Source organism: Neochlamydia sp. AcF84 (assembly GCF_011087585.1).
Lineage (GTDB): Bacteria > Chlamydiota > Chlamydiia > Chlamydiales > Parachlamydiaceae > Neochlamydia.
Window position 1 is genome coordinate 66,024 of record NZ_VJOT01000043.1, and the last position, 26,643, is coordinate 92,666.

24 protein-coding genes and 1 tRNA gene are annotated in these 26,643 nt (G+C 36.1%); 13 read left to right on the plus strand and 12 right to left on the minus strand.

Annotated elements, in window-relative coordinates; translation table 11 throughout:
- The first annotated feature begins 38 nt into the window (after positions 1 to 38).
- Complete coding sequence (locus tag NEOC84_RS04425; RefSeq protein WP_166155741.1) at positions 39 to 251, plus strand: hypothetical protein; 213 nt, start codon at positions 39 to 41, stop codon at positions 249 to 251.
- A 271-nt stretch (positions 252 to 522) separates the two neighbouring features.
- Here NEOC84_RS04425 and NEOC84_RS04430 read toward each other — a convergent pair whose 3' ends face one another.
- Positions 523 to 1,278 (minus strand): Nif3-like dinuclear metal center hexameric protein, encoded by a 756-nt coding sequence (locus NEOC84_RS04430; RefSeq protein ID WP_166155744.1) that lies wholly within the window; start codon positions 1,276 to 1,278, stop codon positions 523 to 525.
- Between the two features lie 41 nt (positions 1,279 to 1,319).
- Here NEOC84_RS04430 and rpiA point away from each other — a divergent pair, with 41 nt between their 5' ends.
- Positions 1,320 to 2,027, plus strand: a complete 708-nt coding sequence (gene rpiA / locus NEOC84_RS04435) for a ribose 5-phosphate isomerase A (protein WP_166155747.1) — start codon at positions 1,320 to 1,322, stop codon at positions 2,025 to 2,027.
- 224 nt (positions 2,028 to 2,251) lie between these two features.
- On the plus strand, positions 2,252 to 2,668 hold the full coding sequence (locus tag NEOC84_RS04440) for a bifunctional nuclease domain-containing protein (RefSeq protein ID WP_166155750.1): 417 nt from the start codon (positions 2,252 to 2,254) through the stop codon (positions 2,666 to 2,668).
- 12 nt (positions 2,669 to 2,680) lie between these two features.
- Here the strand turns inward: NEOC84_RS04440 and NEOC84_RS04445 are convergent, their stop codons facing one another.
- The gene (locus NEOC84_RS04445; protein WP_166155753.1) at positions 2,681 to 2,974 is read right to left on the minus strand and encodes an HPr family phosphocarrier protein; all 294 of its coding nucleotides are present in this window, start codon (positions 2,972 to 2,974) and stop codon (positions 2,681 to 2,683) included.
- A 410-nt stretch (positions 2,975 to 3,384) separates the two neighbouring features.
- Between NEOC84_RS04445 and NEOC84_RS04450 the strand changes: the two genes are divergently transcribed.
- The 7 genes from NEOC84_RS04450 to NEOC84_RS04480 all read left to right on the plus strand — a co-directional run bounded on the left by NEOC84_RS04450 (position 3,385) and on the right by NEOC84_RS04480 (position 12,736).
- Positions 3,385 to 3,627: a hypothetical protein gene (locus NEOC84_RS04450; RefSeq protein ID WP_166155756.1), complete on the plus strand. Its 243-nt coding sequence runs from the start codon at positions 3,385 to 3,387 to the stop codon at positions 3,625 to 3,627.
- A 112-nt stretch (positions 3,628 to 3,739) separates the two neighbouring features.
- The gene (locus NEOC84_RS04455) at positions 3,740 to 5,344 is read left to right on the plus strand and encodes a hypothetical protein (RefSeq protein WP_166155759.1); all 1,605 of its coding nucleotides are present in this window, start codon (positions 3,740 to 3,742) and stop codon (positions 5,342 to 5,344) included.
- A 573-nt stretch (positions 5,345 to 5,917) separates the two neighbouring features.
- A complete protein-coding gene (locus NEOC84_RS04460; RefSeq protein ID WP_166155762.1) occupies positions 5,918 to 7,567 on the plus strand; it encodes a hypothetical protein in 1,650 nt (549 codons plus the stop codon).
- A gap of 1,074 nt (positions 7,568 to 8,641) precedes the next feature.
- On the plus strand, positions 8,642 to 10,486 hold the full coding sequence (gene pepF / locus NEOC84_RS04465; RefSeq protein ID WP_166155765.1) for an oligoendopeptidase F: 1,845 nt from the start codon (positions 8,642 to 8,644) through the stop codon (positions 10,484 to 10,486).
- Between the two features lie 124 nt (positions 10,487 to 10,610).
- Positions 10,611 to 10,937, plus strand: coding sequence for a co-chaperone GroES (locus tag NEOC84_RS04470; protein ID WP_166155768.1), 327 nt, complete (start codon positions 10,611 to 10,613; stop codon positions 10,935 to 10,937).
- A gap of 24 nt (positions 10,938 to 10,961) precedes the next feature.
- Positions 10,962 to 12,587 carry a chaperonin GroEL gene (groL, locus tag NEOC84_RS04475; RefSeq protein WP_166155771.1) on the plus strand — a complete coding sequence of 542 codons (1,626 nt, stop codon included), beginning with the start codon at positions 10,962 to 10,964 and terminating at the stop codon, positions 12,585 to 12,587.
- Positions 12,588 to 12,664: 77 nt separating this feature from the next.
- A tRNA-Asn gene (locus NEOC84_RS04480) sits at positions 12,665 to 12,736 on the plus strand.
- A 487-nt stretch (positions 12,737 to 13,223) separates the two neighbouring features.
- Here the strand turns inward: NEOC84_RS04480 and NEOC84_RS04485 are convergent.
- The 4 genes from NEOC84_RS04485 to NEOC84_RS04500 form a co-directional block, all read right to left on the minus strand.
- On the minus strand, positions 13,224 to 13,580 hold the full coding sequence (locus NEOC84_RS04485; RefSeq protein ID WP_166155774.1) for a hypothetical protein: 357 nt from the start codon (positions 13,578 to 13,580) through the stop codon (positions 13,224 to 13,226).
- Positions 13,581 to 14,011: 431 nt separating this feature from the next.
- The gene (locus NEOC84_RS04490) at positions 14,012 to 14,206 is read right to left on the minus strand and encodes a hypothetical protein (RefSeq protein WP_242678193.1); all 195 of its coding nucleotides are present in this window, start codon (positions 14,204 to 14,206) and stop codon (positions 14,012 to 14,014) included.
- A gap of 11 nt (positions 14,207 to 14,217) precedes the next feature.
- On the minus strand, positions 14,218 to 14,484 hold the full coding sequence (locus NEOC84_RS04495) for a transcriptional regulator (RefSeq protein ID WP_166155777.1): 267 nt from the start codon (positions 14,482 to 14,484) through the stop codon (positions 14,218 to 14,220).
- A complete protein-coding gene (locus NEOC84_RS04500) occupies positions 14,477 to 14,779 on the minus strand; it encodes a type II toxin-antitoxin system RelE/ParE family toxin (protein ID WP_166155780.1) in 303 nt (100 codons plus the stop codon). Before NEOC84_RS04500 ends, NEOC84_RS04495 begins: the two co-directional genes overlap by 8 nt.
- Before the next feature lie 1,680 nt (positions 14,780 to 16,459).
- On the opposite strand from NEOC84_RS04500, the gene NEOC84_RS04505 reads away from it, so the two are divergent.
- Together NEOC84_RS04505 and NEOC84_RS04510 are read left to right on the plus strand one after the other, a co-directional pair.
- Positions 16,460 to 17,200: a hypothetical protein gene (locus tag NEOC84_RS04505; RefSeq protein ID WP_166155783.1), complete on the plus strand. Its 741-nt coding sequence runs from the start codon at positions 16,460 to 16,462 to the stop codon at positions 17,198 to 17,200.
- Between the two features lie 458 nt (positions 17,201 to 17,658).
- Positions 17,659 to 19,245, plus strand: coding sequence for a gamma-glutamyl-gamma-aminobutyrate hydrolase family protein (locus NEOC84_RS04510; RefSeq protein ID WP_166155786.1), 1,587 nt, complete (start codon positions 17,659 to 17,661; stop codon positions 19,243 to 19,245).
- 187 nt (positions 19,246 to 19,432) lie between these two features.
- Here the strand turns inward: NEOC84_RS04510 and NEOC84_RS04515 are convergent, their stop codons facing one another.
- The gene (locus NEOC84_RS04515; RefSeq protein ID WP_166155789.1) at positions 19,433 to 19,960 is read right to left on the minus strand and encodes an NADH-quinone oxidoreductase subunit C; all 528 of its coding nucleotides are present in this window, start codon (positions 19,958 to 19,960) and stop codon (positions 19,433 to 19,435) included.
- A gap of 1,371 nt (positions 19,961 to 21,331) precedes the next feature.
- On the opposite strand from NEOC84_RS04515, the gene NEOC84_RS04520 reads away from it, so the two are divergent.
- Positions 21,332 to 21,808, plus strand: coding sequence for a hypothetical protein (locus NEOC84_RS04520; RefSeq protein WP_166155792.1), 477 nt, complete (start codon positions 21,332 to 21,334; stop codon positions 21,806 to 21,808).
- Between the two features lie 62 nt (positions 21,809 to 21,870).
- On the opposite strand, the gene NEOC84_RS04525 is transcribed toward NEOC84_RS04520, so the two are convergent.
- The 5 genes from NEOC84_RS04525 to rnr all read right to left on the minus strand — a co-directional run bounded on the left by NEOC84_RS04525 (position 21,871) and on the right by rnr (position 26,620).
- Positions 21,871 to 22,299, minus strand: coding sequence for a DNA polymerase III subunit chi (locus NEOC84_RS04525; RefSeq protein ID WP_166155795.1), 429 nt, complete (start codon positions 22,297 to 22,299; stop codon positions 21,871 to 21,873).
- Positions 22,286 to 22,945 carry a DUF502 domain-containing protein gene (locus NEOC84_RS04530; protein WP_166155798.1) on the minus strand — a complete coding sequence of 220 codons (660 nt, stop codon included), beginning with the start codon at positions 22,943 to 22,945 and terminating at the stop codon, positions 22,286 to 22,288. The genes NEOC84_RS04525 and NEOC84_RS04530 overlap by 14 nt, the downstream gene beginning before the upstream one ends.
- Positions 22,942 to 23,613, minus strand: coding sequence for a DUF502 domain-containing protein (locus NEOC84_RS04535; protein ID WP_166155801.1), 672 nt, complete (start codon positions 23,611 to 23,613; stop codon positions 22,942 to 22,944). Before NEOC84_RS04535 ends, NEOC84_RS04530 begins: the two co-directional genes overlap by 4 nt.
- A gap of 110 nt (positions 23,614 to 23,723) precedes the next feature.
- Positions 23,724 to 24,308, minus strand: coding sequence for a DNA-3-methyladenine glycosylase (locus NEOC84_RS04540; RefSeq protein ID WP_166155804.1), 585 nt, complete (start codon positions 24,306 to 24,308; stop codon positions 23,724 to 23,726).
- Positions 24,308 to 26,620, minus strand: a complete 2,313-nt coding sequence (gene rnr, locus NEOC84_RS04545) for a ribonuclease R (protein ID WP_166155807.1) — start codon at positions 26,618 to 26,620, stop codon at positions 24,308 to 24,310. Before rnr ends, NEOC84_RS04540 begins: the two co-directional genes overlap by 1 nt.
- Positions 26,621 to 26,643 lie beyond the last annotated feature (23 nt).

Here is a 26,643-nt window from a genome sequence, read left to right on the forward strand (position 1 = left end):
AGATGAGTGTATGAAAAAATTTATTCTTGCATGGCAAGATGATTTATAATGAGCGCTATTTTTCTTACATCGCTACTCCCCATTATGTAAAGCTAAATAAATCAGGGGAAGGTGGGTTATTTAGCTTAAAAAGAGGATGGATAGCGAGCAAAGAGCTAGCCACTATTGATGAAAGGGTAGAGGAGAGATACCTACAAAGCAGATTAAGAAGAAAAGAGAGCAAGCTTAATAGAAATGATAAAAAAGCTTGAAATTCCCTATCATGCGCTTAAATAGCTGTAAAAAGAAATAAGTGATAAGAGAAAATAATTTCATTAGCTAGAAGCAAATTCAGGATCTCTTCCTCCTCTCATAACGGTGGTGGTAGCTACCTTAAACTCCATAAAAGGAGGCCTAATCTCAAAAAGCCATTAAAAAATTTAAAGAATAAAGATGAAAACAAATAGGATCTTTAAAGCAGGAAAAGGACGCTTGTAAATCTCACTAAGCAAAGACAAAATAATTTTATATAACCCGGTTTCCTTAAAATGGATTATATATGTCTAGAAACTTGCAATCAATCTGAAACTTTTCGTGTAAATGGGTAGCTAAAGCTCTAGGTCCAATTTTTTCAGTCGCAGAATGTCCCATAGCAAAGAAATTAATCTTTTCCTCATAGGCTTGGCTCCAGGCAGGTTCATCAAAATTGCCTGAGATAAAGCAATCTAATTTTTCATCCGCAGCGTAGGATAGGAATTTATAACCGCCTCCTGCTATTAGGCCTACAGTTTCAATTTCTTCTTTCCCTCCTAGAGCTAGATGAGCAACATGGTCATAATAATCTTCTAGCTTTTTTCGAAAATCTAGACGGCTCATTTTTTTCAAACGGCCCTTAACTCCTAAACATAGACCGTTAGCTAAACCAAAGGGTTGAAGATTATCCCATCCCATTTCTGTGGCAGCTCTCCAATTATTGCCCCATTTACAATGGATGTCTAAGGGAAGGTGATAGGCGATTAGAGAAAGATTATGCTGGCATAGCAAAGCTATTTTATTTTTTTTTATTCCTCGGATTTGATAGCTATCCTGATTCCAAAATAGGCCATGGTGGACTAATAAAGCATCTGCTTTCCAGTGAACAGCAGCTTGAAGGGTTTCCAAATTTGCCGATACAGCGGTAGCTAATTTTAAAATTTCTTTTTTTCCTTCGACCTGTAAGCCATTTAAACCATAATCCTTGATGGAGCTAGGCTCTAAAAGTTTATCTAAGTAAACACAAAGTTCTTGTAATGTAATCATAGGCCTACTAATAATGCGAATAAACTTTAAAAGAGATTATAATGTCAGATAATAATTTTATCGGCCAGCAAATTGCGAAAAAATCGGCCGGCTTTGCGGCGGCAAATTTGGTAGAAAACGGAATGACAGTAGGATTAGGTACTGGTTCTACCACAGCTTTTTTCATTGAAAAGCTTGCTCAGCGATGTGAGGAGGGCCTTAAAATTCAAGCGGTGGCTACTTCCTCTCAATCTCAAAAGTTAGCATTAGAAAAAGGCATTCCTTTAATTGATATCAATACTCTTTTTTCTATCGATCTAACGGTGGATGGAGCTGATGAAATTGATGCTAACAAAACAATGATTAAAGGTGGGGGTGGCGCGCTACTAAGAGAAAAAATTGTGGCTAGCATGAGTAAGGAAATGGTCATTATTGTGGATCAAGCTAAACTTGTTAAAAAGCTTGGACAAGTTCCTTTGCCCGTTGAAATTGTTCCCTTCGCTTATCCGGCAACTATTTATCGCCTTGAACAGCTAGGTTATCAAGGTAAAATAAGGACGCATGATGAAAAAAAGCTGTATTGCACCGATAATGGAAATTATATTTACGATATTTATTTCAAAGAAAAGTTAGAAAAAGCTGAGCAAGTGCACCAACGACTGAGCGAAATTGTAGGTGTGGTAGAATCTGGCCTTTTCATTGGTCTAGCGGGAAGAATTATTGTGGGCTATAATGATGGAAAAGTGAAAATTTTTACGGAATTAAAATAATCGATATTTTAGGATTTTACCCTCTTTAGTGAAGATGAAGGCTTTTTGCATCGGTTAGCCATATGGGAGGAAGGGATAGCAAGCCTTTTTCCAGAAGAAAAGAAAGACAGATAAAAGAGAAAATCTTTAGAATACCAACTTAATAGATTTACAGCTTAAGGTTAATAACGGTTAGTTTTTAGATCAACGAGGGAATCTCCTCTTTTACTCAGGATTTATTATTTATGCTTTCTGAACTTATTCAACTTTCCTTTGATAAAATCATGCAAACTCGCTCTTATACGGTAGTAATCTTGAAAGGGCAGGGAAAAAAATTTGCTATCTATACTGATCCTGCTATTGGCCGTAATCTTCAAATTTTTTTAACAGGCGCGGAGAAAGCTAGACCCCTTACTCATGATCTTATTAGTTATATTTTCCGAGGGTATGAAATTAGAATTAAACAAGTCGTTATCAATGACATCCAGGATACCACATATTTTGCACGCCTATTTTTAGAACAAGATGCAGGGGTAAGACGCCATATTGTAGAAATTGATGCTAGGCCTAGCGATTGCATAACTCTTGCATTAATGAATAATGCTCCTGTTTTTTGCACACGCGAAGTTTTGGAAAAGACCTTGGCAATTGAGGAAGAATGAACGTTTAATCAATCAATATTTAATATTAAAATTGTTTTTAGCTAAAGCAATTAGGCTAGCAACAGCCTCTTGGGCATCTTCACCCTCGGCTTCTATTTGAATTTTAGAGCCTTTAGTAGCGGCCAGCATCAGAATACCTAGTAAAGACTTAGCATTCACATAACTTTTTTGGTAAATGAGATGGACTTCCGATCTAAAACTTGTAGCGCATTTGACAATTTCTGTTGAAGGCCGTGTATGCAAGCCTCGATCATTTTGCACGACAAAAATTCCTGTATATCTCTTATTATTCGTAAGTTTGGCCATATTCATTAACCTTGTTTTACAATTAGCTTGATTGTCATGCCATCACCTTAAGCTTTTCAAGCTGCCCTTAATTTAATTAAAAATATTCCTGCCTCCCAAAAATGGATACGCCCTAATTAAATATTCTGCAAATAAAATTTTTTTCTCAAGGGCTTGCTTTAATATAAGCGTTTATTGATTAATAACTTAGAGGGAAAAAAATATCGTCTTTTTTTTGTCATCACATTCTAAAGAGAAAGACAATTAAAAGTTTTAAGAACCTTCATAAAAAAATTAAAAAATATTTTAGTATATTCGTTTAGCCATGAATATTTTATGTTTAAAAAGAATTTTTAAATAAATTTTTAATAGTATTTTTAGTTGTTAGCCATTAAAAAAGAGATTGAGAACAAGTTTAAAGGAGTAAGGTTATGCTAAAGCCTATATGTTTTTTTCTCGGAGTAGCTTGCTTAAGTCTAACGCCCATGTTGGGTGCAGGATTAAAGATTAGCCATCGCTTACATGCCATCCATTTTGGCCCTGGGCCCACAGGCGATCAAGGGCAAGAGGTAGAGGAGGAGAAGCGGCAAAATCTTTATGCCATTAATTTTGGCCCGGGGCCTGATGGAGACCAAGAGGTAGAGGAGGATAAAAATGCGGATGAGATTATTTAAGGAATAGCTTTATTATTTTTCTACAGATCAATACTAGAATTGAGAAGATAAGAACTTTACTTTGCATCCATTAAAAATAATTATAACAAATAAAAATTAGGTTGATAGATTGATGGGCATTATTTCACGGATGGGCAATTATTGTAGTGAGCGATCTTTCGCACGTATAAATGATGATCTTTCATTCGAAGAGGGTAGCGACGAGGATAGTGCCCAACCGTACAGAAGGATAGAGGCTGGAAGCTTAAATCAGGCTCTTGGCAATCCCTACTATCCAATTTCTAATGAAGAAAATGAGAGTGAATCTGAAAGGGCAAATAATGGTATTGCTCCTTTAAGAGAGAATGATTATGCAAACAGCTGTAAATCGGCCTGGACAACAGTTTTACCTTTACTGTATGGATTGTCTGCCGGCATTATAGGTGCAAATGCAGCAAAATGGGATAATCGGCAAGTTGAAATGCTGAGTGCTGCCGGATTAGGAGCTACTTTACGTATTTATTCACACTATTGCTCTTCTGGAAAGATTGCACGATGGGCCCCTCCTTTTTTCGCCAGTGTAGCGGCAGAAGGCTTATTTGCGCTGACCAATTTCTATCTTAATTTGGATGATATAAGCCAAGAGGGAAGATTATTGTCCGGCTATGAAGAGGCTCTTAAAACTCTTGTTCGATCGATCACCTATGCTTCCACTGCTTTTTTTGTCACTCATAATATTTTAGCAAAACCTAAAGAATTACCTTCCCCGGATTCTGATCTACGTACTAGGCTTCTTATTTTAGGAAGATCAGCTAATAAAGTGGCTTTGGCTGTTCATTATTTAGCTTTGTTTTCCTTGGGGGCAGCTCTCATAGTGACTAGCCAACAAATGCCAGAAAATTCTAGAAAAATTCTTCATTTAGATTTTGATGCAGGCATTTTAACTTTAAGTTATACGGCAGCTAATTTCATTTTCAGGTGTGGCTTAAAGGCTCATGATTGGTCGTTAGAAAATAATAGTTCCTACCGAGGATATTTTCAAGGCCTTGACAGAGAACCCACAGCACTTAAGAATAGGATTTTGATCCTTGCCAGAAGAACTCTTGAAACTTTTAGCGGAGTTTTGCCAGGATTTTTATTTCCCTTGAATGCCTCTCTTTCTTATGGTGCTCTTGGATGTCTAGGAGCTGCTACACGTGTTCTTCAAGAGAGAAGCTATGAAAGGTTGCATAGCTACACGAGAGTTACACCTTTAGAAATCACAGCTAGAAAGGCTGAATATGTTAAGACGGGCGTTTTGTCTATCGCGCTTTTAGCTTTTACAATCGCATGCATGATGACCAATGATTGGCATACGGGTTCAGCAATGCTTACGCTTGGTTTAACTTCTGTAGGAGGATACTTATCAAGTAAGGCTGTGGAACTTTTGATTAGCCAGCGAAATTTAGACAATCGAGTGATCAATCAACTTGATTTTGAATTAAACGTCAATAGCTACGGGATCTTGTTCTTATATCTTTTTCTCCATACCAAGTTTATGCTTCTAAATTCTGATGTGGATGTATCTAGTGGTTTTAAATATGCTCTATTACTTTCTATGTATGGATTGCTAGGATTCAACCTAGGAAATAATCGTGCAAGATTTGGTAGTGTGCACAATTTAAATCCCGAAAATGCTTCAAGCTTTGCGCTAGCGCAGGCCGCTAATAATTGCATGGAATATAGAAATTCTCATTGAGAAAATGTTTTTTCGTCAGAGCTTACAAAAGTTTGCCACTCTTTTTCTTCGTTTAACCCTAAATAAAAAACAAAATCTTTTACTTATCTAATCAATAAATAGATAAGTAAAAGATTTTTTTTTACATATTGGTTTAAATCTGAGCTTTTTATATTTAACTATAGGATAACATAACTTTTTTTACTTGTAATTTTTATTTTAAAGCTTTAAGAATACCTGGAGGAATAAGCTTTAGAGCGAGATGGTCGGATGGTATTTTAAGTTTGTAAGTTTTTTTGCCTGATCTATTTAAAGTTTTTAAGAAGTTTAAACATCTATACCTCGCTTCCGGCGATGTGTTGTTTGTTTCTATGCTTTGCAAAGAGGGAAATAGGAATCAAAGCATGTAATAGAGCCAAATTTTTCTCTCTTTCCTGAAGTTCATAAAAAGGGGTGAGAGCAAAAAGCTAGATGTTATAACAAACTTGACTAAAGGTTTTTTAAGGTTAAAAGGTAAAGACATTCTGCTAATTATAATCTCTTCTGACAACAGGGATAATTTCAATAATATTTAAAAATTAGGTTTTTATATTTATGAGCATCAGTTCATTTATTAATCGTTATAGGCAAAGGCCCCTTGAAAATCATTTTGATTCTGACTTGGAGAGCAGTGATGCCGAAAGGGCTGCTTTTCCTTATACTTCATTGGAAGGAGGGAGTGAGACAGAAGATTTTTTGTCTCCCCATCCTCCTGCCATCAATAGTGACATAGAACGTTTTTCTTCTTCGGATGAAGAAATTTCTGTAGGGCGTGCTGCTTCTCGTTCGATAAAGAAAAAAGCCATTAAGCGGTCTAAAGTGACTAAGCTATCTAGTATGTGTAAATTAACATGGCAGACGACTCTCCCTTTTCTGCTTATCAGTTCCACCACATTGACTGCATTAAATGCTACAACCTGGGGCAACTCCCCTGTAGAAGTCTTAAGTGCTGCTGGATTGGGAGCTACCGTACGTCTTTATTCACATTATTGTACGCCCAAGAAAGTCGCTCAATGGGTAAATCCTTTTTTTGCCAGTCTTGCAGCGGAAGGCTTATTTGCCTTTACCAATCTCTACCTTAATTTGGACGACATTTGTGAAGCTTTAAATATTTCTTCCAAGGATGCCTACCACATGAAAACGAGTATACGTGTGATCACCTACGCTTCCATGGCTTTCTTTGTGGCTCATAATATTTTAAACAAACCCAGAAAGCTTCCTAAAAATGAATACCCTTGGGCAAGAGAAAATCGTAAAAGGCAGCTTATGTTGGGAGGAAAAGCCAATAAATGGGCTTTAACCGTCCACTATTTAGCTCTAGCTTCTTTTGGATCGGCACTTATCATTGCTAGCCAACAAATGCCAGAAAATTCTAAAAAGATTCTTCACGTGGATTTTCATGCAGGAATTTTAACTTTAAGCTATACAGTAGCTAATTTCATTTGTAGATATGGCTTAAAGGCTCACGATTGGATGATGGAAAACCGCTATAAATATAAAGAGTATTTACGCGAAATAGAGGATCATCCCAAGACACTCAAAAATAGACTTCTGAGTGTTGGAAGAAGGACGCTTGATACAGTAGGTAAAGTTTTACCAGGTATTCTATTTCCCTTTAACGCTACTCTTTCCTATAGTACTTTAGGTTGTTTAGGAGCTGTTACCCGCGTTTTGCAAGAAAGAGATTATGAAAGATTAGATAGCCAAACAGGTGCAAGTCGTTTAGAAATTACTGCTCGAAAAACAGAGTATGTTAAAACAGGTGTTTTATCGCTGGCACTTTTAGCTTTTACAATTGCTTGCATCATGACAAATGATTGGCATACAGGTTCAGCCATGCTTACACTTGGTTTAACTTCTGCAGGTGGATATGTAACAAGCAAAGCTGTCGAGCTCTTAATTAGCCAGCTAAAGTGGGATAATCGACTAATCAATCAACTTGATTTTGAATTAAACGTCAATAGTTATGGAATTTTATTCTTGTATCTCTTTCTTCATACAAAATTTATGCTTTTGAATTCTGATGTTGCTGTTTCAAGTGGGTTTGAATATATGCTATTGCTTTCTATGTATGGGCTACTAGGATTTAATCTAGGAAATAATCGTGCTAGATTTGACAGCATACGGAATCTTAATCCAGAAAATGCTTCACCTTTTGCCTTAACGCAATTAGCTAATAATAGCATGGAATATGCTCTTAAATAAAGCGTTTAAGCTGAGAAGTGAAAGAAATGCTTTTTAAAGTCTTATTCCCTTTGAAAGCATAAGGGTTGAGGAACACTTTGCCATTTAAATAGATATCTTTTTAAGTGGCAAAGTGACTGATAATTTTTTTAATAACACCTTTTAAAGCAACTACGTCTGTTTAGCCAAAAAAAATTAACCTTTTTCTAAGCTGACTCTTCCCGTAAAAACAAGTTTTTTATCAAGTGTATGACTACATAAAAAGTTGCTCAGAAGCGTATAAACAAAGTTTTGCTTGAATAGCAGGTGGAATGCTCTCTAATATTTTCATTCCTATGCACTTGCAGATTTTATCTAAGTAGCTTCACATCCGAGATAAATATCTATAAAGTTTAACGGTGATAACTTTTTCTGGGGAAAAAAGGATCTGAGGATAGGGGTGGTTAAAATTGGGAGAGCTTAGCAGCAAGCTTAAATATAGATAAAGTGCAACGTAAAGCGTTAGTATGGCGCCAAAATTTCAACAGCCGTTTTTTTAATTTATAAAATATATTTTAGAACATTAAACAATCATGCCTTATCGAAAAATTAATGGTTTTTGAGGGAAGGTATCTTTTAAATAAGGATTTTCAAAGAGTTGGAAAAAGCCAATTTTCAATCGGTAAATTGCATTTTGCTAGCCTCCCTCAAATTATAGAGGCCTAAAAATTTTTCCTTCTATCGTTAATAAATAGCATCGAAAATTTAAATTGCTTGGACTCTTAAGAGAATGCAAGAATTAGCGCCTTCTTACCAAAATAGGAATAGACTTTGATCAATTTATTTAGCTAATAATGATGGCCGATGAATACTTTCAGCCAGCATTTTGAAAAAAAACCCCACAGTTTTTTTTTCTAAAAAGATTGACTTAATCCTCAAAGTTATCAACAAATGATAAGAGTAGCTTTAAACCCAATTAAGTTAGTTAAAGCTGAGGCCGATTTCGTTATTTCATTCTTATGTCTACTTTCATCCTATTTATAATCGCTTCCCATCATGCTGTACATACAATTCGCGAATATGTATATTCAAACCTTTCATTACAAAAGGTACAATATGCTAAAAAAACGTTCACAAGTAGCTAAGAAGGACTGTTGGAATGTAGAATCTCTTTATTATTCTTTAGCCGATTGGCAAAAAGATTTCAGCTCAGTAGCTGAAATAGATAAATCTCCGCATTGGCCTCAATTGGCTCGCTTTAAAGGTAAGCTAGGAAAAGGTGCGCAAACTCTTAAAAAAGCTTTGGAAGTGCTTTTTGATATTTCTAGAAAGCTTTCTAAGCTATATACCTATGCACACTTGCGTCATGATGAAGATATTACTAATGATGAATATAAAGCAGCTTTGGCTAAAATCATTCACTTACACCATGCTTTTAACCAGGAAAGCGCCTGGTTTGAGCCAGAACTTCTTGCTTTGCCGGGTATAGAGTTAAAAAAGTTAATGACAGCCGAGTTTTTGAAAAGCTATCGTTTTTACCTAGAGAAAATAGTTCGGCTAAAAAAATATACCTTATCGGCAGAAAAAGAAGAGCTTGTCGCTTTATCGGGGGAGGCAATGTCTACAGGAGTTAAAGCTTTTTCTGCGATCAATGATGCGGATTTTAAATTCGAAAAAGTGAGCGATAGTAAAAGAAAAAAGCATGAATTGACGCAATCTTCCTACGGAGTATTCATACGAAATTCAGATCGCACTTTGCGGAAAAATGCTTTTGAGCAGATGCATAATAAATATATGCAGCATGAAAATACCATGTGTGAATTATTAAATGGAAATGTGCAAGCTCATATTTTTAATGCTCGGGCCCATAATTTCCAATCATGCTTAGAGGCTTCACTTTTGCCAAAAAACATCGACGTAAAGGTTTATCATTCCTTGATCGCTGCCGTAAATGCAAATATAGGTGTTCTCCATCAATATATTCGTTTGCGAGAAGAAGTTTTAAATTTAGGACCTCTTCATTTGTATGATATGTATGTTCCTTTAGCTAGTCACCTAGATATAAAAATGAGTTATGAAGAAGCAGAAGAGGCTGTAATAGAATCGGTTGCACCTTTAGGTACAGAGTATCAGAATATTTTAAAAAGGGGGCTTTTAGAAGAACGATGGGTAGATCGATATGAAAATATAAATAAGCGCTCTGGAGCCTACTCAAGTGGTTGCTACGATAGTATGCCTTATATTTTGATGAATTATAAAGGACTTATAAGGGATGTTTTCACGCTTGCTCATGAAGCAGGTCATAGTATGCATAGCTACCTAAGTCGTAAAAATCAACCTTATCAATATGCCGATTATCCTATTTTTTTAGCAGAGGTAGCTTCTACATTTAATGAGGACTTATTAATGCGTTATCTGCTCAAAAAAGCTCAATCTAAGGAAGAGAAAATATTTTTGCTTAATCAGCAAATTGAAGATATTCGTGCTACTTTATTCCGTCAAACCATGTTTGCGGAATTTGAGCTTTTTATTCATGAAAAAGCCGAAAAGAACATTCCCCTTACCCCACAAATGCTTAAAGAGCAATTCTTCAAACTTAATGCTCATTATTTTGGCCCTGCAGTAATCGATCGTTTAATAGAGTACGAGTGGGCAAGGATTCCCCATTTTTACTACAATTTTTATGTCTATCAATATGCTACAGGCATCAGTGCCGCTCTGGCCCTTTCAGAAAAAGTATCCCACGGGGGTAAAAAAGAACGAGAGGCTTATCTATCTTTTTTGAAAAGCGGCTCTAGTCAGTATCCGATCGAGTTGTTAATAAAAGCTGGAGTGGATATGCGCTCGTCTGCACCTGTTGAAGCAGCCATTCATAAATTTCAAGAGCTGGTACAAGAATTAGCTTTTTTACTAGGCAAAAAAAAGAGCGTAGCCAAAAAAACTGCCAGAAATAAAAATTAGAGATTTTTAGCACTTTCTATTGATGATTGCTAAATTTAGCTTGCGAAAATTTAATCTCTTAAAATATAGTGAGGCTTCTATCCTCTGGAACATGTATTTAAATCTTGCAAAGTAGGGAGTTTTTATGGAACAGACACAAACAAAAGAACAACAAAACTTGAACGTCAAATTTAAGCCTCTAGGTAACAGAGTGCTTGTTCGTCGTCTTGAGCAGGAAGAAAAGTTGAAAGGTGGCATCATTTTGCCGGACAGCGCAAAGAAAAAGCAGGAGCAAGCCAAAGTTGTAGCGATTGGTACTGGTAGAAAAGACAAAAAGGGACAGTTGATCCCTATCCCTGTAAATATAGGCGATATCATTATTATGGAGAAATATTCAGGCCAAGATATCAAACTAGAAGATGAAGAGTATGTCATCTTAAAAGCAGATGATATTATTGGTATTGTAGAATAACATAGGTTCAAGGAGAAACAGATTATGACTGCGAAAGATATTAAATTTAAAGAAGATGCTCGTCAAAAAATTCTTAAAGGTGTACGCATTCTTGCTGATGCCGTAAAAGTCACACTAGGTCCCAAAGGACGCAATGTGATTATTGATAAAGCCTATGGAACACCTCACATTACCAAAGATGGTGTGACTGTAGCTAAAGAAATTGAGTTGGAAGACAAGCATGAGAATATGGGCGCTCAAATGGTGAAAGAAGTAGCTAGTAAGACAGCTGATAAAGCTGGAGATGGTACAACTACAGCTACAGTGCTCGCTGAATTCATTTATGCCGAAGGTCTTCGTAATGTGGCCGCTGGAGCAAATCCGCTTAGTTTACGCCGTGGTATTGAAAAAGCTGTCAAAGCAGTCGTTAAAGAATTACAATCCCGCAGCAAAAAAGTTCAAGATTCTAAAGAGATTGTTCAAATAGCCACTATATCTGCCAATAATGATCAACAGATTGGAGAAATCATAGCTAAAGCCATGGAAAGGGTGGGGAAAGATGGAACCATCACGGTCGAAGAAGCTAAAGGTTTTGAGATGACGCTTGATGTAGTCGAAGGAATGAATTTTGATCGAGGCTATCTTTCTGCTTATTTTATGACCAATCCGGAAACCCAAGAGTGTATATTAGAAGATGCTTTTGTGTTAGTCTATGAAAAAAAGATTTCCGTTTTAAAAGAATTCATTCCTATCCTGCAAGCTTGCGCTGAAAGTGGAAAGCCATTGCTTGTTATTGCTGAGGATGTGGAAGGAGAGGCATTGGCTACCTTAGTAGTAAATCGTCTGCGCACGGGCCTAAAGTTTTGTGCAGTAAAAGCTCCAGGATTTGGCGATCGCCGTAAGGCTATGTTAGAAGATATTGCGATTTTAACAGGGGCTCAAGTGATCAGCGAAGAACTTGGAATGAAGCTCGAAAGTACAACACTAGAGATGCTAGGACGTGCTAAGAAAATTATTGTTAATAAAGACGAAACAACGATCGTTGAAGGCATGGGTGATAAGAAAAAGATAGAGGAACGTGCATCGCTTATTAAACGTCAAATTGAAGAAACGGATTCTGATTACGATCGTGAAAAGCTACAAGAACGATTAGCTAAGATATCTGGTGGCGTTGCTGTCATCCGTGTGGGTGCGGCTACTGAAGTGGAAATGAAAGAAATGAAAGATCGTGTCGATGATGCTCATCATGCCACTGCAGCTGCAGTAGCGGAAGGTTACTTGCCTGGTGGAGGTGTAGCTTACATACGCTGCGTACCTTCAGTGCTAAGCTTAGCAGAAAGTTTAGAGGGTGACGAAAAAACTGGCGCTAAAATTATTGCCAAAGCATTAAGTGCGCCACTTCGCCAGCTAGCAGAGAATGCAGGCCAAGAGGGTCCTATCATTCTTCAACAAGTAGAAAAATTATCGGATACCCAAGGATATAACGCTTTAACGGGCGAATTTACCGATATGATCAAAGCGGGAATTTTAGATCCTACCAAAGTTGCTCGATGCGCATTAGAGAATGCAGCCTCAGTAGCTGGCTTGTTAATTACTACAGAAGCTCTCATTGCCGATGTTGTAGATGAAAAAGCTGCTCCTGCCATGCCTCCTGGAGGGATGGACTACTAAAAAATAAAAGCGGCAAAATAAATTGCCGCTTTTTCTTGCCAAATATTAAGCTTATTATGTAATATACCGCTTTCTGATCCGGAATAGCTCAGCGGTAGAGCAGTGGACTGTTAATCCATTGGTCGTAGGTTCGAATCCTACTTCCGGAGATTCTTTGGTTGAAGTGATGTTGCCAGGAGCAGCAAAAACGGCTCACGCAGCGTCACAAGCAATCTTTTTTCTTTCAATTTCAAGTTCGAAAAAACTAAATTTAACAATTGTTGTTTTTGTTCATCTTCCACCTCCTGAAGAGGTTCTTTGCTCGTTTTGCCAAATCCAACTCTATTCTCGCCGTGATTAGACATCTTCTATGGGTATTGGCATGTACTTTCATCTTTGAAATTATCTCGCACTTTTGTCTCTTATATTCTTCGAGCTTGGAATGATAGGTGTCAGAATCAAGCGCTCTATCCAGATGCATATCAATGAGCTTAGACGGCTTTGAATATGATCTAGCTCTTTGCAAAGTGTGTCTTAGAAATGCTTAAAAAATTCTTGTTCATGCGCATAAGATTTTTTAAGATAGGTTACAATCTCTTCAATTGCTACATCGGGTAGCTGAAGCTGGTCAAGATATTCCATTAGAGGAGTTAAAGCTTACTCCTCTCTAACCCAAATCTTTTGGCATGTTCGCTTGGAGTTATTGCAGCTATAGTAAATATATTTTTGCTTTTTAATATCTCCAGTGGCAGCGCATCCACTAGGCTCGCACGTAATCAATTCCCTAAAAAGAATGGGATGACCTGCATAGTGAATAGGAGCTTTATTGTGACCTGCCATAATATCCTGTACTTGGCCAAGTAGGCCTTCAGATATTAAAAGCGGGTATCGATGCGGATATAGCTCTCCTTTTATGCGCATAACACCAAAGTAAAAAGGATTCTTAAGAGTGATTTTAATTCGGCTAGATCCTAACAGATTTCCTTGAGCGTTTGGCAATCCTAGCTTATTCATTTCATCAGCAATTGTTTAAAACGAGTGAATGTGAGTGGCATAAAGTTCAAAAATTTTAATAACGAAAGTAGTATTCTGAGGATCAACCTCGATCATCTTCTTGCCGGTAGGTAGAGTAACGTTCTTGTACCCAAAAGTTGCCTTTGTGATCCATTCACCCTTTCGTACGCTTTGAACCTCTATGTCTAGAATGGATAAGTAAAAAAGGAATATTCAAAAAAGAATATAAAGTTACTGAGAAAAAGAGGATTAAAGAAATAGGAAATGCTTTCTCAAAGTGGTATACTTGCTTGATGAGCAAAATCTAACTGAAGTTTCAGCTATCCAAAAAAAGATCTTATCTATTGAAAGCATGCTCGAAGCCGCCTTACTATGCCATTGAGTGGTTACTTGTGCTTGAAAGGGTTTTATAAAAACTTTCGCGCCCTACTTTAAGCCTTTTTAGCGAGAGCACCAATACCACCTTGAGCTTCTGCGACATTGCGGAGAGCAATAAGAAAGAGTTGCTGGGACTCTTCATCGCCTTTAAGGCTCTCTTCCAAAGCATTGTTTAGATACGCAACGGCTTCCTCATGATCTTTGAGCTTTTCAAGAAGCCAATCTTGATATTTCGTATTTCTTCTCATAAAATGCTCTTTTAAAGGGTTGCATTTACCAGTTTAGCCAGTGTGTGAAGGGTAGGATTTTTGCTTTTAAAGGCATGATAGAGGGTCGTTCTAGGTAAACCATGCTCTTTAGCAAGCTGGCTTTTATTCTTGGCACTGATATGAGCTTCCAGAATTTCAATCACACCATCAGGATCATTTTCTTTTAAGCACTCCCAAACAGCTTTTGCAATAAGCTCTTCATCTAAAAGATCTTTCATTGGATTGTATTCCCGAGGCGTTTTCTTAAATTTAGTCATAAACCCACTCTTTGTAAATTTTTTCTGCCTGTTTGATGTCTTTAGTTTGGCCATTTTTATTTCCTCCTAACAGTAGTAATACCTGGCTTACTGGGATCAAACAGTAATAGATTCTTCGTCCATTATCCCATCGAAGTTCCCAAACATGGTCTCTTACTTGTTTGTGATCTCCAAAATGCCCTTCTTCTTTGATATTATCGATTCGTTTAGCAATTTGAACTCGAGATTTTGCGGGTTCACCCTTAAGCCATTCTTCAAACTCATCTGTTACGAGTATTTTGTATTTTCTCTTCATTGTACCATATATTGAACAATTAATCTACCAAGAAAAGTTACTTCCAACTCTCTCCATTTTCTGAATAAAAAAATATCCTTTAAGATACCTTTGTTTTCAAGCAAATCCTAAGCTTCTACAAATGAATAAGAGATAAGGTTTTTTAAGAGCAATCCAGTCAAAAGTTCGAAGTGTACCCACTACCTGGAGATTTGTTAATGTATATAAACTGCAAGTGACTTAAAAAAACGGCTCAAGCAGTCTTACAAGCATCTTGCTTTCATCCAATTTTAAATTCAAAAAGTCAAAATTTAAGGTCTACCTTTTTTAGGTAATGCCAAGCAAGAAAGTCATTAAATAATTAAGAATGACTTGGCAAGATTGTATTTTTTGCTTGAAATGCGAAGCCTACTTAAAAATCTAGCTTATCATTACGTCTTCTTTTCTGTTAAAATTTTGCAAGGAGTAATATTTGTCATGTTGCCTCGCTGCGAAATAGTCTACAATAGATTGAAGATCCTGCATCGCCAATTTCTCAAACGAGCTACTAACGAGAGAGCGAAGAAATTTGGAGAAATTAAGGTATTCAACCTATCTTGCATTAAGCTCAACTTTCATGAACAATCTGTAGGGCTGAGAGCTTTACGTTCCTTATTTCATTTTCAATTTTTTAAAAATTAAATTATCCGCACTAAGCAAAGCTTTTGATGGAATGAGGGTGTCTTACACAGCGCCGTATGAGAGTGCTCAGTCTTAACAGAATAGTCTTAAAGTAGGTTGCTTACTGAAGAAAGAGAATTGAAATAGGTATGAATCAAGGGCTCGGTAACCTTTCACCATTGTATATTTAGTTTCCCCTAAATGATAAAAAGTTGATTCGGAGATATGGAATGGTTTTAAAAAGGAGGGAGAGATATTTATACTATGAAAATTTTTCTATGTTATCCATAGAATGAGGGCAACTATTCAAAGACTTTCGCTTGGCTGACTAAAGACCTCCAGATATCAGTATTAAAGCCTTTTGCCGGTGTTATCTTGGCAAATATTCATAGATTAAGAATTTAAAAAGAAATTTCTTAAAAACGAATTAAATTATAAAGTACCCATGGAATAAGAAACGCCAGCCTATTCCTTAAGGTCGATGCCAACCTTAAGGAAATGACTTAAAACAGCTATATTTCTTCATTTCAAAGTTTTAATGATTGAAATCAATTTACTGAAGGAGGATGTATCTTAAATTATCAGGAGGGAGAGTCTGTTAAAAAAGCGAAAGATAGGGCACTGAGGATTTGAAATATCGGCATTCAAATTAGGCTAGAATACTTGGGAAGGACATAATTTTTTGATAATGCTAAGTCATTCTGAGTAAATCCGATAAGCCGGCTTACATTTACAAACCGCGAGAAGTAAAACTAGTGAAATTCTAAAAAAAGTTGTTGGTTTCTTTTTTTCCTCTGTAAGGAGGGGCTATTGAGGAGTAAATATGCCTATTAATAGAGATTTAAGCTTTTGTTTTGAACTAGCGCAGACTATACTAGGTAAGCTGTCTATTTGCTAAATAGGCTTTCTTTTAAGGCCTGCTGGTAAGATTCTCGCTTACACCTTAAGCGTTTTACTTCCCAAATAGCAAATAATCTTATGAGTAATTATCTTGTTTAGATAAGAAATATCCAAATAAACACCCCCTTTAAGGAGGATAAAATGTCGCCTTTTCAAAAAGTGTTGCGTTTTAGATTTTCTAATTTTATTAAACTTTCTCTATCTTCTCTTTTTACTATAGGAGGAGTATGGTGTCTTTTTATCGCGCTCGCTTATACCGGCTTTCCTTTTGCCGACATAAAAGTAGAGAAGTTTTTTGATCTTGGCTTTTTTTCAGTCTCGATTTTCGGCCTTATCATATTTTTAACCATGATTCCCTTTCAAGCAGTACAGGAAAGACTATCACCTGGTTTTTTCTCACGCATCTCCAGTAATCCGAGAGCCCATTTTGGCTTATATATCTTGATCACTTCAGCTATTATTTGTTTTCTTGTAATAGCTCTTCAGCAAATACCCGTTATAGAAAAGTATTTAAGTGAATTGTTTTTGGCGCTGACCGTGTCCATTATTTTTGCTATTATATTTCACCATTGTTGGGTAATTCGACATCTTTACCAACCTTACGTCGTTTATAATCATATTAAGGAGCTTAAAGGAGAGGAATCGACAGAAGAAACCTGGCTAGAGCTCTTTGAATGTGTATATAAGGCAATCAAACAAGGGCGAGTCAGTGATGCGAGAAATATTATCAATGTAATTACTCATAATTTTACTCAAGATGTTACTAAAAAAGAAAATAGGATGCTTTATGAGGATCTGACCAACTTGTATACCATAGCTCGTGATTGTCGGCCGATTGCACGTTTAATGGAAAAGAAATGGCCTTTTCTACTTAATAAATAAAGGTCTCGGGGAAAGGGGTGTGGAAAAAGCCCTCTATAAAAGGAAGAAATTTTAAAGAATGAATGTCTTTTGAACCTGTTATAAAGTAGAATTTATAATGAATATTTTTATTTAATCCTTACGATATTAAATAATTTTTATTTAATTAATCATCAAGATTAACTCTATAGATTGTTAACTGGCTTGCTATCCTAAAAATTTTGAGAGGGAGGAGAAAATCTCCTAAAAGTAAGCGTGCATGGTTGATTAAATTGCTGAGGCTGAGGGGATGATAGGGATCTAAAAGCACAGCAAATAGAAATAAAAGCTATTTACACCTGCTTTTGGCTTTGCAGATGCCCACATAATTGCACTTAAATTTCGGTATCTTTCGTGAACGCTTAAGCTTTAAGAAGGCTAAAGAGTACTCATTAATAATATTTTTAGATATTACAGCTTAACTAATGTAGGGAGATAGAATGAGTAATATCAATAGAGAGGATATTAATAAAAATCAGTATTTACAGCTCTTAAGAGAAATAAAAGATAGAAGAAAAAATGATCCGGCCTGCTCAATCAATTTTACGGATTATTTAAAGAAAGGAAATTTTTCTTTAGAAGTGGCCTCTCTTGACTTAAAAGAAATTGGAATAACTGTAAATCCTATAGAAGGAATGGGATTAAAACCTTATTGGGGCACTGATATTTTAACACACGTAGATTTTAACAGGATTACCTTCAAAAATTGTAACTTTGAATACATAAATTTAACAGGTTCTTTATTTAAAGATTGTTGCTTCATAAATTGCAATCTCCATCATGCAGGGGGACTTAAAATTAAAATGATAAACACATCTTTCGAGGACTGTACAATGAGGGAGATGTGTTTGGATGGTAGTAGCTTAAACAACATAAAATTTAGTAATTGTGATTTAAAATATGCAGATTTTTATGAAAGCAATCTCAAATCGGTGGATTTTAATTCTTCTATCTTGATCGGTAGCAATTTCCTAGAAGTTGAAATTGACGAGAGTCGCAGCTGTAATTTTATAAATTGCGAGCTAACGGACTGCTTACTATTTGATGCTAAACACAAATTTAATAGGATAGGAGGAAAAAAATATGAGGTTACTAAACCTATCATTCTCCTGCCGTGGAATTTTTATCAGCCTGGGTTGACCGCTACTAAAGTAAACTTAGCTATAAAAAAGGTAGATGGTATCCCTATAAAGTATAATTATTTGATGAATAATGTTAATCTTCTCCTCTTAGATCGGCAGGTAAAAAATCAAATTAGATTAATTCAGAAAAATGCCTCTCTCTGCACAAGCATCCCAGAACAAATTTTGAATGAGATAAGAGATGATCAACTAAAGCAAATAGAAAATTCGGAAATTTACAAGATCTACTTGATGGCTGTTAAGCTTTCTTCTTATGTCGATGCTATCATTTTACCTGGAGGAGCTGATCTAGAACCAGAATTTTATGGAGATAAAAAAGGCCCTCACACCCATACGGACTCTGATTATAGACGAAGCTTATTAGAGTTTGCATTGGTCCAACAAGCCATAATAAAAGATATTCCATTAATGGGCATTTGTAGAGGCGCGCATGTAGGCAATGTTTTTTATGGAGGCACCCTAAAACAGCATATTGAAGGGCAAGTAAGCCGCCAAATATACCACACGGAAGAACTTTCTGTGGATCAATCTCACAGCCTATTAAGAAAAGTGGTCAATTGCAAATTTAGTAGTATTTCTGCCCATCATCAAGCTTTAGATAGGATCGGTGATAACTTAAAAGAAATCATTGTTTATCCAAACGAAAAAGAGGAAATTCCTAAAGCTTTAGAGAATGATGGGGGAGGAAGTCCTAAAATTTTTCTTCAATTTCATCCTGAATATTTTGTGGATGCTGAAAGAAAAGTAGAGGCTGCTGCTAAAGTAAAAATATCCAAAGAAAACAAAAAAATATTTAAATCCTTCCTAGAAACTGTAAAACTAATCAAGAAGAGAAAAAAGAGGGTGGAATGTATTAAGGAAATTGTAAAGGAGCAGTTGATATAAAATAGAATTATATCAAGGTTAGCATTATCTTTTAAGGCTTGCATAGATAAATATAAAAATCAAAAACTTAATAAAAATATTTTTATCGATAACCTCGCCTAGATCATGTAAGAGAAGCTGCTCGTCAATAAGCCGTTACCTCTACCCACTTAAAGTTTATAAATCTTATCCTATTATTTAAAATTCTTCAATTTACAGGAGGATTAGCATGGACACAAGGGATGATTACAGAAGGATTCTGGTTGCTAAGGAGAGTTTTAAATTCCATAAACTCTTCAGGTTGTACATATCCTTGCGATGAAGGAGGCTTTTCCCGTTCCTTGGCTACCAAAATTCTGTTAGGCGTGTAATGCTCCGTAAATCGAACTTTAAATAAATTAAAAAGCTGGCACTCATACCCCTTTGCCTCTTCCCATATATCGGTTACTGAAGGAAGTAGCATGTCACCTTCGGTATAGCTGATTATTCGCATACGCTCACAATGAATAGGGTTATATAGCCAGTAAGCAATTTTTATTCTTTTTGTGGGCACTAGATAGTGGGCTGCTGTGAGATCTATCAAGACCTCGTAACCTACCTGCTTTAAGAATGAAAGAGTTTTTTTTATATCTTCTTTGCTTACTTCTATGATTGCTTCTCCAAGGAAATAAGTTTTATTAATAATTCCCTTTCCTAGCTGAACTTTTAAATTTTCCAATGTTTCAGAAATATTCATAGGGCTACTCTCCTGTTAAAATGGACTTTTTGGCTAATGGGTGCGCCTATCTTTCCTATCACGCCAAGCTTATCTTAAATAAGGCAATTAGATTTGTTGGGTAAAAACTATCTTAAAGAAAAAAAAGCTTTTTGTCTTAAGCACAGGCCGGGTAAAACTCTTAAATTGCTCAACATTATTCTCATAGGCTGCTATTCTACTTAAGGTTTGTAAATTGACCCATTACTGCTTGATCAGCTTTTTTTTTAAGATCTTGCCAGGTGAAGCAAGACTTACTGAAGGGAAAACTAAAAAGCCAGCCACCATATGAAAAGCTACGCAGTCCTGCGGTTTTGCAATACATAATTGATTTAGTTAAAAATTTGATCAATGACCAAGATTATTGCTAGGACACGTTACTTGATAAAAAAGCATCCATTAAAAAAATGGCCTTTACCTTTAGGCCTTTTCGGTCAAATATTTAAGTTGAAAAATTTTTTATAGAAATCCTTCAACCTTTAGATGCTGTTTTGCAGCCAACGAAAAGAGCATGACTCTAAAAAGCCTAGAAACCTCATAAACGCTTTAACCTCACCTGAAAATTTTCATATCAACACTCCCGGCATTTTGTCAATGTTTTCGATTGTGGAGGAGTGCTAGGCATTATTCGAGAGCTAAAATAAGGATCTAAATAATTTAATTATTAAATAACAATTTTTAATATCCAAGGAAACTCGAATATTTATTGAAAAAAAATCCCGTGCTAATAATTATGATAAGAAAAAGGGAGAAATTATAAAAAATTTTTATATATTAAATAAAATTTTAAGCTAAGATGAAGAAGTGTGAAAATTATTTTGAAAAACTTTAAAAAGAAACAGTGTGAAAAATAAGATAAAAATGCAAATTATTAGTGACATGATAAAGCAAGCAATTTTTTAATTTAAAGCAATAAACTTTTTAAACAATATTAGCTTCATCCTAATGGATAAAAGTTTAAAACGGAAACAAGCTAAAGTTTTAAGTTTGCTTATTTGTATAAACTAGAAAATTTTAGACCTTATTTTTTTATCGCTTAGCTGTCGCCCTATGTTAGCTCTTTATGCTCTAGGTTTTTTCTTCATAAAAGATGCTTTATAAACGTTTAAAGATCATGGTATCTTGAAAGGAATAGAGTATGGAAACTTAAGAGAATATAGGCATAGGCTATTTTAGTTAATATGCAAAGCTGCTAGATAAGATCTATACGAGAGCTTTTCCATCTTAATTTTTAAATTTCCCCCTCTTCATTGATAAAAGAAAGCATCTATTAATTTTTGCTTTGATTAATGCATGATTAATTCTTTGATATATTTGCTCTTGATGACTTGATAATTTATTCTGAGGTTTTTTATGCAATATGCATATGTGTATAGCCAATCCAGGGCTAATTTTGAAATATTTGGGTATAAATTTCGTTTAAATCTGATAGATACCCTTCAAGAGAAGCTTAAAATTGTGGTAGATCGACCGGTAACGAAATCTCTTGCAGTAAGAACATTAAAGAATATTGAAAGAGAGTCAAATATCAAAGCTTTTCTTACTAAACGAGTAGTAGTAATCACCACAACGAGTGTTATAGTGGCAAGTGGTCTTTTTCTACCTAATGCTGCCGCTTCCCTCACTTTGCTTACTTCTACCTATCTTAGGAGCGTGATAGTTGCTGTAGGTACTATTTTCATCGCTTATGTTATGGCTAATAATAATCTTCCTAAATTATCACAGGCTTATCAAGACCAAGCTAGGCAAGCGCGCTATTTAATGGAAGAAATTAGAAACAAAGAAGATAATGTGGCTTTCATTTTCCCTAATAGTGAAAGAATTTCTTAATAAAACTGTTTGACTCACTTCTTAGCAAAAACACTCTTTAATTTCTTCTTTTTATCTACCCTTTACTCCAAAGCTGCCGATTGGGCGATAGTAAACTGCTTGGAAGTGTAAATCTGCTGACGGCGTTGCGATTGCGCTAGCTTTTCAGGGTGAGTTTGATCATACAGCTCATAAACAACATTAAATTGATCTGCAATAGGGCTTACTTCGGCGCATAGATTTATCAAAACAAGCGCCTGATTTAAATTTTGAGCAGCAGAAGTGATAACCACTTTCTCTGCTGAAGGAGTATTCGAAGCTATATGAGGAAGAAAGCTCTCTGGGAAAAATTTCCACAGCAATTCATCGAGATAACGTGTAGCTTGTTCATTGGGAGCGACGATTAAAATGTTATCTCCTAATTCAAAATGATGCTGGATATAATGACAAATAGCTCTTAGTTTTTGCTGGTTAGAGCCTACAGGAATGAAAATGATATTAGGTTTTTGCATGATCAGAAACCCCTGGCATGGAAGGAAGCATAATACCGCAAGACACTAAAAGCTTGAAAGCGTCCTCAACTTTCATGTCAATTAACCTGACTTTATCGGGAGGAAACATCAGAATGAACCCGAAAGTAGGATTAGGGGTCCCTGGTACAAAAATTGCTATTTTACCTTTTAATTTGCTCTCAGAGGTCTCCTTAAGGGTATTTGAAGTTAAAAAGCCAATAGACAAAGAGTTTTCATGAGGATAAGGGACAAGCACAACTTGCTTAAAAGATGAGCTGGTAGAAGAAAAAAGAGGATGAATAACATCTTGGAGAGACTTATACACTTTATTGATAATTGGAATATGACGAATCAAATTATCAGTAAAGCTAAGGAGAGAATACATAAAAAATGTACGAGTTAAAAATCCTATAAAAATAATAAATATAACGACCATGATCAAAATAAATAGACGAATAATGATGAGCAGTCCTAGCGTTTTGTCTAAATTCCACAGATAATCATCCGCAGGTTGATAGTAATGAAAAACTTCTTTAAGGAGATGAATAAAGGGATCGGTCAATAGATTTACTATAAAAGCTACGATAGCTAATGTAAAGATAACAGGCAAAAGGAGTGCCAATCCCGTTAAAAAATATTTTTTCATAAGGGTACGCTCGGGGATGTAGATAAAATATCTGCAGGGGGTAATAAAGGATGAAATGGGACAGAAATTACTCCGCAAGAAATGATATATTTAAAAGCTTCTTCCACACTCATATCCAAATAAATAAGTTCATTTTTTTTAAACATCATTAAAAAACCAGAAGTCGGATTGGGAGTGCAGGGAACAAAAATAGCCATTAGCTCTTCATCTGAATGGCTGCCTAAACCTACCATATTCTCTCGGGTAATCAGACCTATACAATAAGTGGTCGCATTTGGATAGGGCACCATGACAACTTGCTTAAAAGATTTGCCTTCTGAAATAAATAATGTTTTGATTACATCTTTACAAGTATTGTAAACGGAGCGAATAAAAGGAATGCGTCGTAAAATTTTTTCTGTAAATCGGAGAATATATCTCACTATAAGCCAACGTCCAATCATTCCCACGAAGACAGTAGAGAAAAAGATAAAGACCAAAATAATAACTTGGCTGATTAAATGTTGCAGTTGAGGTGGAGTTTTTTCAAGAAAATGATTTTGCCGAAGGATTTCTTTAGTGATGCCTGCAAAAGGGTCAGTGAGCTTATTAAAAACAAAAACTACGATAACGATAGTCAAAGTTAAAGGCAAAAGAACGGCAAGACCTGTAATGAAATGTTTTTTCATAAAGCCACTATAACAGAAGAGAATTAATTATTCAAAAGATGTGATGATAAAGCGCTCTTGTAAATAGAGAAAGAGGGTTTAAAGCTCAAATATTAAAATTTTTAATTCAGTTACATTTCTAATGCATAGATGAAACGCCAAGGGAGGTGAGCATGTTCACCTGCATAGTCGATGCCTACACGTGGTCCTATTATTAAATTCTTTTTTTCGCAACAAATATGATGATCCTCTAGCCAGATAAGAGGCCCTGTCAATAGTAAACCATTATGGATAGTATCGATGCCTAAAGCTTGCGTTAATGTTCCTGGCCCGCCCGCAAGGCTAGCTTTATTTTTAGTTTTATAGCGCCGTTTAATCATTTGCTCAACGCCAATAGTAGGTTTAATAGCGCGAATCAAAATAGCATGGGGAATTTCAATACTGTTAGTAACAATATTAAACATGGCATGAATTCCATAGATGCGATACACATAAGCATGCCCACCAGCATGATACATCACTTCATTACGTTTGGTACGGCGGCCGCCATATGCGTGAGAAGCTCGATCTTCGGGACCTCTGTAAGCTTCCGTTTCAGTGATAATTCCTCCCGTATAAACACCATTGATACAGGTCATCAATACTTTGCCTAATAGCTCTTGGCTAATCTGCAAAACATCGTCTCTTAAATAAAAATCTAAAGGAAGTTTTTCCATTATTTTTTTGATTTTTTCTTGCGTGGGAATTTTTTTGAGCTTTTTCTTTTTGCGGCAGTATATAGAAAATCTTTTAACCTGGGTTTAGAAACAGGACGAGAGGGTAAAGGTTTCCTCATTTTATTTGACTTTAGCAGCGTAGATTTTACTTCAGGTATAAGTGTCCAGGAGCATTCCAAGGTAATAAAATCAACTTTTTTTAGCATGATAGTAATTTTGTCTCCTGCTACAAAAGTTTTATGAGTATGGCGTCCTTTTAAAGCCAAATTGCCTTCATCATATATATAGTAATCCCCATCTAGCTCCGATACATGTAAATAGCTTTCAAGCATTACATCTAAAACCTCAAAGATTATTCCAAAATTTTTTATACGGGTGACCACAGCTTCATACTGTTGGTAGGGCTCTATTTGCTGGCGGGAATATAGCAAGCGCAATTTCTTGAGAGTTTTTACACTAGCTTCTGCTCGAGCACTTTGTCTTTCTTTTTCTGAGCAATTATTAGCTACAATTTCTAAAGCTTCATAAGCTTCTTCTTCATGGAAAAGCGAGCGATGAATCACTAAGTCAATATAACGGCGTATAGGGCTTGTAAAATGACAATAATGAGTTAAGCCTAAACCAAAGTGACCTATATTGTTCGGTGAATAAATAGCTAAACGCATGCGGCGTATATAACTTGTAGCTAGATACTGTCCATAGGAAGAATTCATAGCTTCTTCAAAAAGCTTTTGAATTTCTGCATTACTAGGCGTATCAGATAAATTATAGCCAAAAGCTCTAGCTAACGCGGCAAATTCTTTCATACTTTCTTCAGCAGGCTCATCGTGAACGCGGTAGGTCAAATTTTTACCTATCGCTGTCAAATGCCTGGCGACTGTTTCATTGGCTTTCAGCATAAATTCTTCCACCAATTGATGGGTTATATCATAGGTAATATAATCTGTACCCTGAGGCATACCTTTTTCATCCACTAAAATGACCAGCTCTGGCAAAGCAAATTCAATACTTCCTCTCTCAAAGCGTTTTTTCTTCAATAAGCTGCATAACTCCACCATAAGATGGAGAGTAGGAGCGTGGGGAGAAAGCTTTTTACCTTCTAAAATTTGCTTAGCTTCTTTGTAGGTAAAACGTTTCTTGCTTTTGATTACACTGCGGGTAATGCGATAGTCAATTTCGTTCCCATTACGATCAAAAGTAATTAAAACAGAAACGGTCAGTCTATTTACTTGAGGTTTAAGGCTGCATAAATTATCAGATAAGATGGAAGGAAGCATGGGAAGACAGGTTCCGGGAAAATAAGTAGAGTTGCACCGCATAGCAGCCTCTCTATCTAAAGCTGTCCCAGGCGTCACGTAATAAGATACATCTGCAATATGAACTCCTAGATGATAATGCCCCTGCTGATCTTTGGAAAGGTGGATGGCATCATCAAAATCTTTAGCCGTATCGGGGTCAATAGTAAAGCATTCAATCTTACGAAAATCCTCTCTTCCTTGAAGATCTTTGGCAGAAACTCGCGTCCCTATTTTTTTCGCCTCATCTATAGTCTGTGCAGAAAAATCAGAGCGTAAGCCGAACTCTTCGATTGCTGCTTTAACATCACAAGAAGGATCAGAGATATGTCCAAGGTAGTGAGAATATTTACAATATGTTTCCGTATCTTTGCTGCCCCAGTCTGTGACTTGCATAACTATTCTATCGCCTTCCTGAAGGCTCCTTTCTTTTGAAGGCTCAACAATCACTCTTTGAGAGAGGCCTAGTAGAGGAACATAAGCTAGAATTTCACCATACCGATCTACTTTTCTTATTATTCCGGCTACATGAGTGCGTGCTCGTTCTAGAATGGCTATAACTTTACCTTCAGGTCCTTTTTCTTTAAAAGGGGGATCTTCCACACGTACTTCAACTATATCTCCATCTACCGCATTCTGAATTAAATGCTTGGGAATAAAGATGTCCTCCGAATAAATGGATGGATTTTCAACTTTTAGAAATCCAAATCCTCTTGGATGGACGCTTAAAGTGCCTTTAACAATTTCGGTTGTCGAGCTTTTCAGGGCGTAACGTTTATGCTCTAGGCTAGCTAAGCCTGATTGATGCAAATGGGTGAGGACTCTGCCGAAAATTTCGCGATACTGCTCGGGCAGATGCAACCGTTCAAAAAGCTCGGATTCATTCATAGCTAAGTACCCTTTACCAGCCATAAATTCTTGAGTAATTTTTAGCAAGTTTTCATACAGACGATCTTCTTTACTTCTTTGGATGGAGCCGAGCTCCTTTTTTTTTGACTTTTTGTTGTTCTTTCGCATAAAGTTCTAACGGTTCTTTCTCA

Bases quoted from the DNA above. Each gene is read 5' to 3' on its own strand.
- NEOC84_RS04425 (WP_166155741.1), top strand. From the start codon at position 39: ATGATTTATAATGAGCGCTATTTTTCTTACATCGCTACTCCCCATTAT.
- NEOC84_RS04430 (WP_166155744.1), bottom strand. From the start codon at position 1,278: ATGATTACATTACAAGAACTTTGTGTTTACTTAGATAAACTTTTAGAG.
- rpiA (WP_166155747.1), top strand. From the start codon at position 1,320: ATGTCAGATAATAATTTTATCGGCCAGCAAATTGCGAAAAAATCGGCC.
- NEOC84_RS04440 (WP_166155750.1), top strand. From the start codon at position 2,252: ATGCTTTCTGAACTTATTCAACTTTCCTTTGATAAAATCATGCAAACT.
- NEOC84_RS04445 (WP_166155753.1), bottom strand. From the start codon at position 2,974: ATGGCCAAACTTACGAATAATAAGAGATATACAGGAATTTTTGTCGTG.
- NEOC84_RS04450 (WP_166155756.1), top strand. From the start codon at position 3,385: ATGCTAAAGCCTATATGTTTTTTTCTCGGAGTAGCTTGCTTAAGTCTA.
- NEOC84_RS04455 (WP_166155759.1), top strand. From the start codon at position 3,740: ATGGGCATTATTTCACGGATGGGCAATTATTGTAGTGAGCGATCTTTC.
- NEOC84_RS04460 (WP_166155762.1), top strand. From the start codon at position 5,918: ATGAGCATCAGTTCATTTATTAATCGTTATAGGCAAAGGCCCCTTGAA.
- pepF (WP_166155765.1), top strand. From the start codon at position 8,642: ATGCTAAAAAAACGTTCACAAGTAGCTAAGAAGGACTGTTGGAATGTA.
- NEOC84_RS04470 (WP_166155768.1), top strand. From the start codon at position 10,611: ATGGAACAGACACAAACAAAAGAACAACAAAACTTGAACGTCAAATTT.
- groL (WP_166155771.1), top strand. From the start codon at position 10,962: ATGACTGCGAAAGATATTAAATTTAAAGAAGATGCTCGTCAAAAAATT.
- NEOC84_RS04485 (WP_166155774.1), bottom strand. From the start codon at position 13,580: ATGAATAAGCTAGGATTGCCAAACGCTCAAGGAAATCTGTTAGGATCT.
- NEOC84_RS04490 (WP_242678193.1), bottom strand. From the start codon at position 14,206: ATGAGAAGAAATACGAAATATCAAGATTGGCTTCTTGAAAAGCTCAAA.
- NEOC84_RS04495 (WP_166155777.1), bottom strand. From the start codon at position 14,484: ATGACTAAATTTAAGAAAACGCCTCGGGAATACAATCCAATGAAAGAT.
- NEOC84_RS04500 (WP_166155780.1), bottom strand. From the start codon at position 14,779: ATGAAGAGAAAATACAAAATACTCGTAACAGATGAGTTTGAAGAATGG.
- NEOC84_RS04505 (WP_166155783.1), top strand. From the start codon at position 16,460: ATGTCGCCTTTTCAAAAAGTGTTGCGTTTTAGATTTTCTAATTTTATT.
- NEOC84_RS04510 (WP_166155786.1), top strand. From the start codon at position 17,659: ATGAGTAATATCAATAGAGAGGATATTAATAAAAATCAGTATTTACAG.
- NEOC84_RS04515 (WP_166155789.1), bottom strand. From the start codon at position 19,960: ATGAATATTTCTGAAACATTGGAAAATTTAAAAGTTCAGCTAGGAAAG.
- NEOC84_RS04520 (WP_166155792.1), top strand. From the start codon at position 21,332: ATGCAATATGCATATGTGTATAGCCAATCCAGGGCTAATTTTGAAATA.
- NEOC84_RS04525 (WP_166155795.1), bottom strand. From the start codon at position 22,299: ATGCAAAAACCTAATATCATTTTCATTCCTGTAGGCTCTAACCAGCAA.
- NEOC84_RS04530 (WP_166155798.1), bottom strand. From the start codon at position 22,945: ATGAAAAAATATTTTTTAACGGGATTGGCACTCCTTTTGCCTGTTATC.
- NEOC84_RS04535 (WP_166155801.1), bottom strand. From the start codon at position 23,613: ATGAAAAAACATTTCATTACAGGTCTTGCCGTTCTTTTGCCTTTAACT.
- NEOC84_RS04540 (WP_166155804.1), bottom strand. From the start codon at position 24,308: ATGGAAAAACTTCCTTTAGATTTTTATTTAAGAGACGATGTTTTGCAG.
- rnr (WP_166155807.1), bottom strand. From the start codon at position 26,620: ATGCGAAAGAACAACAAAAAGTCAAAAAAAAAGGAGCTCGGCTCCATC.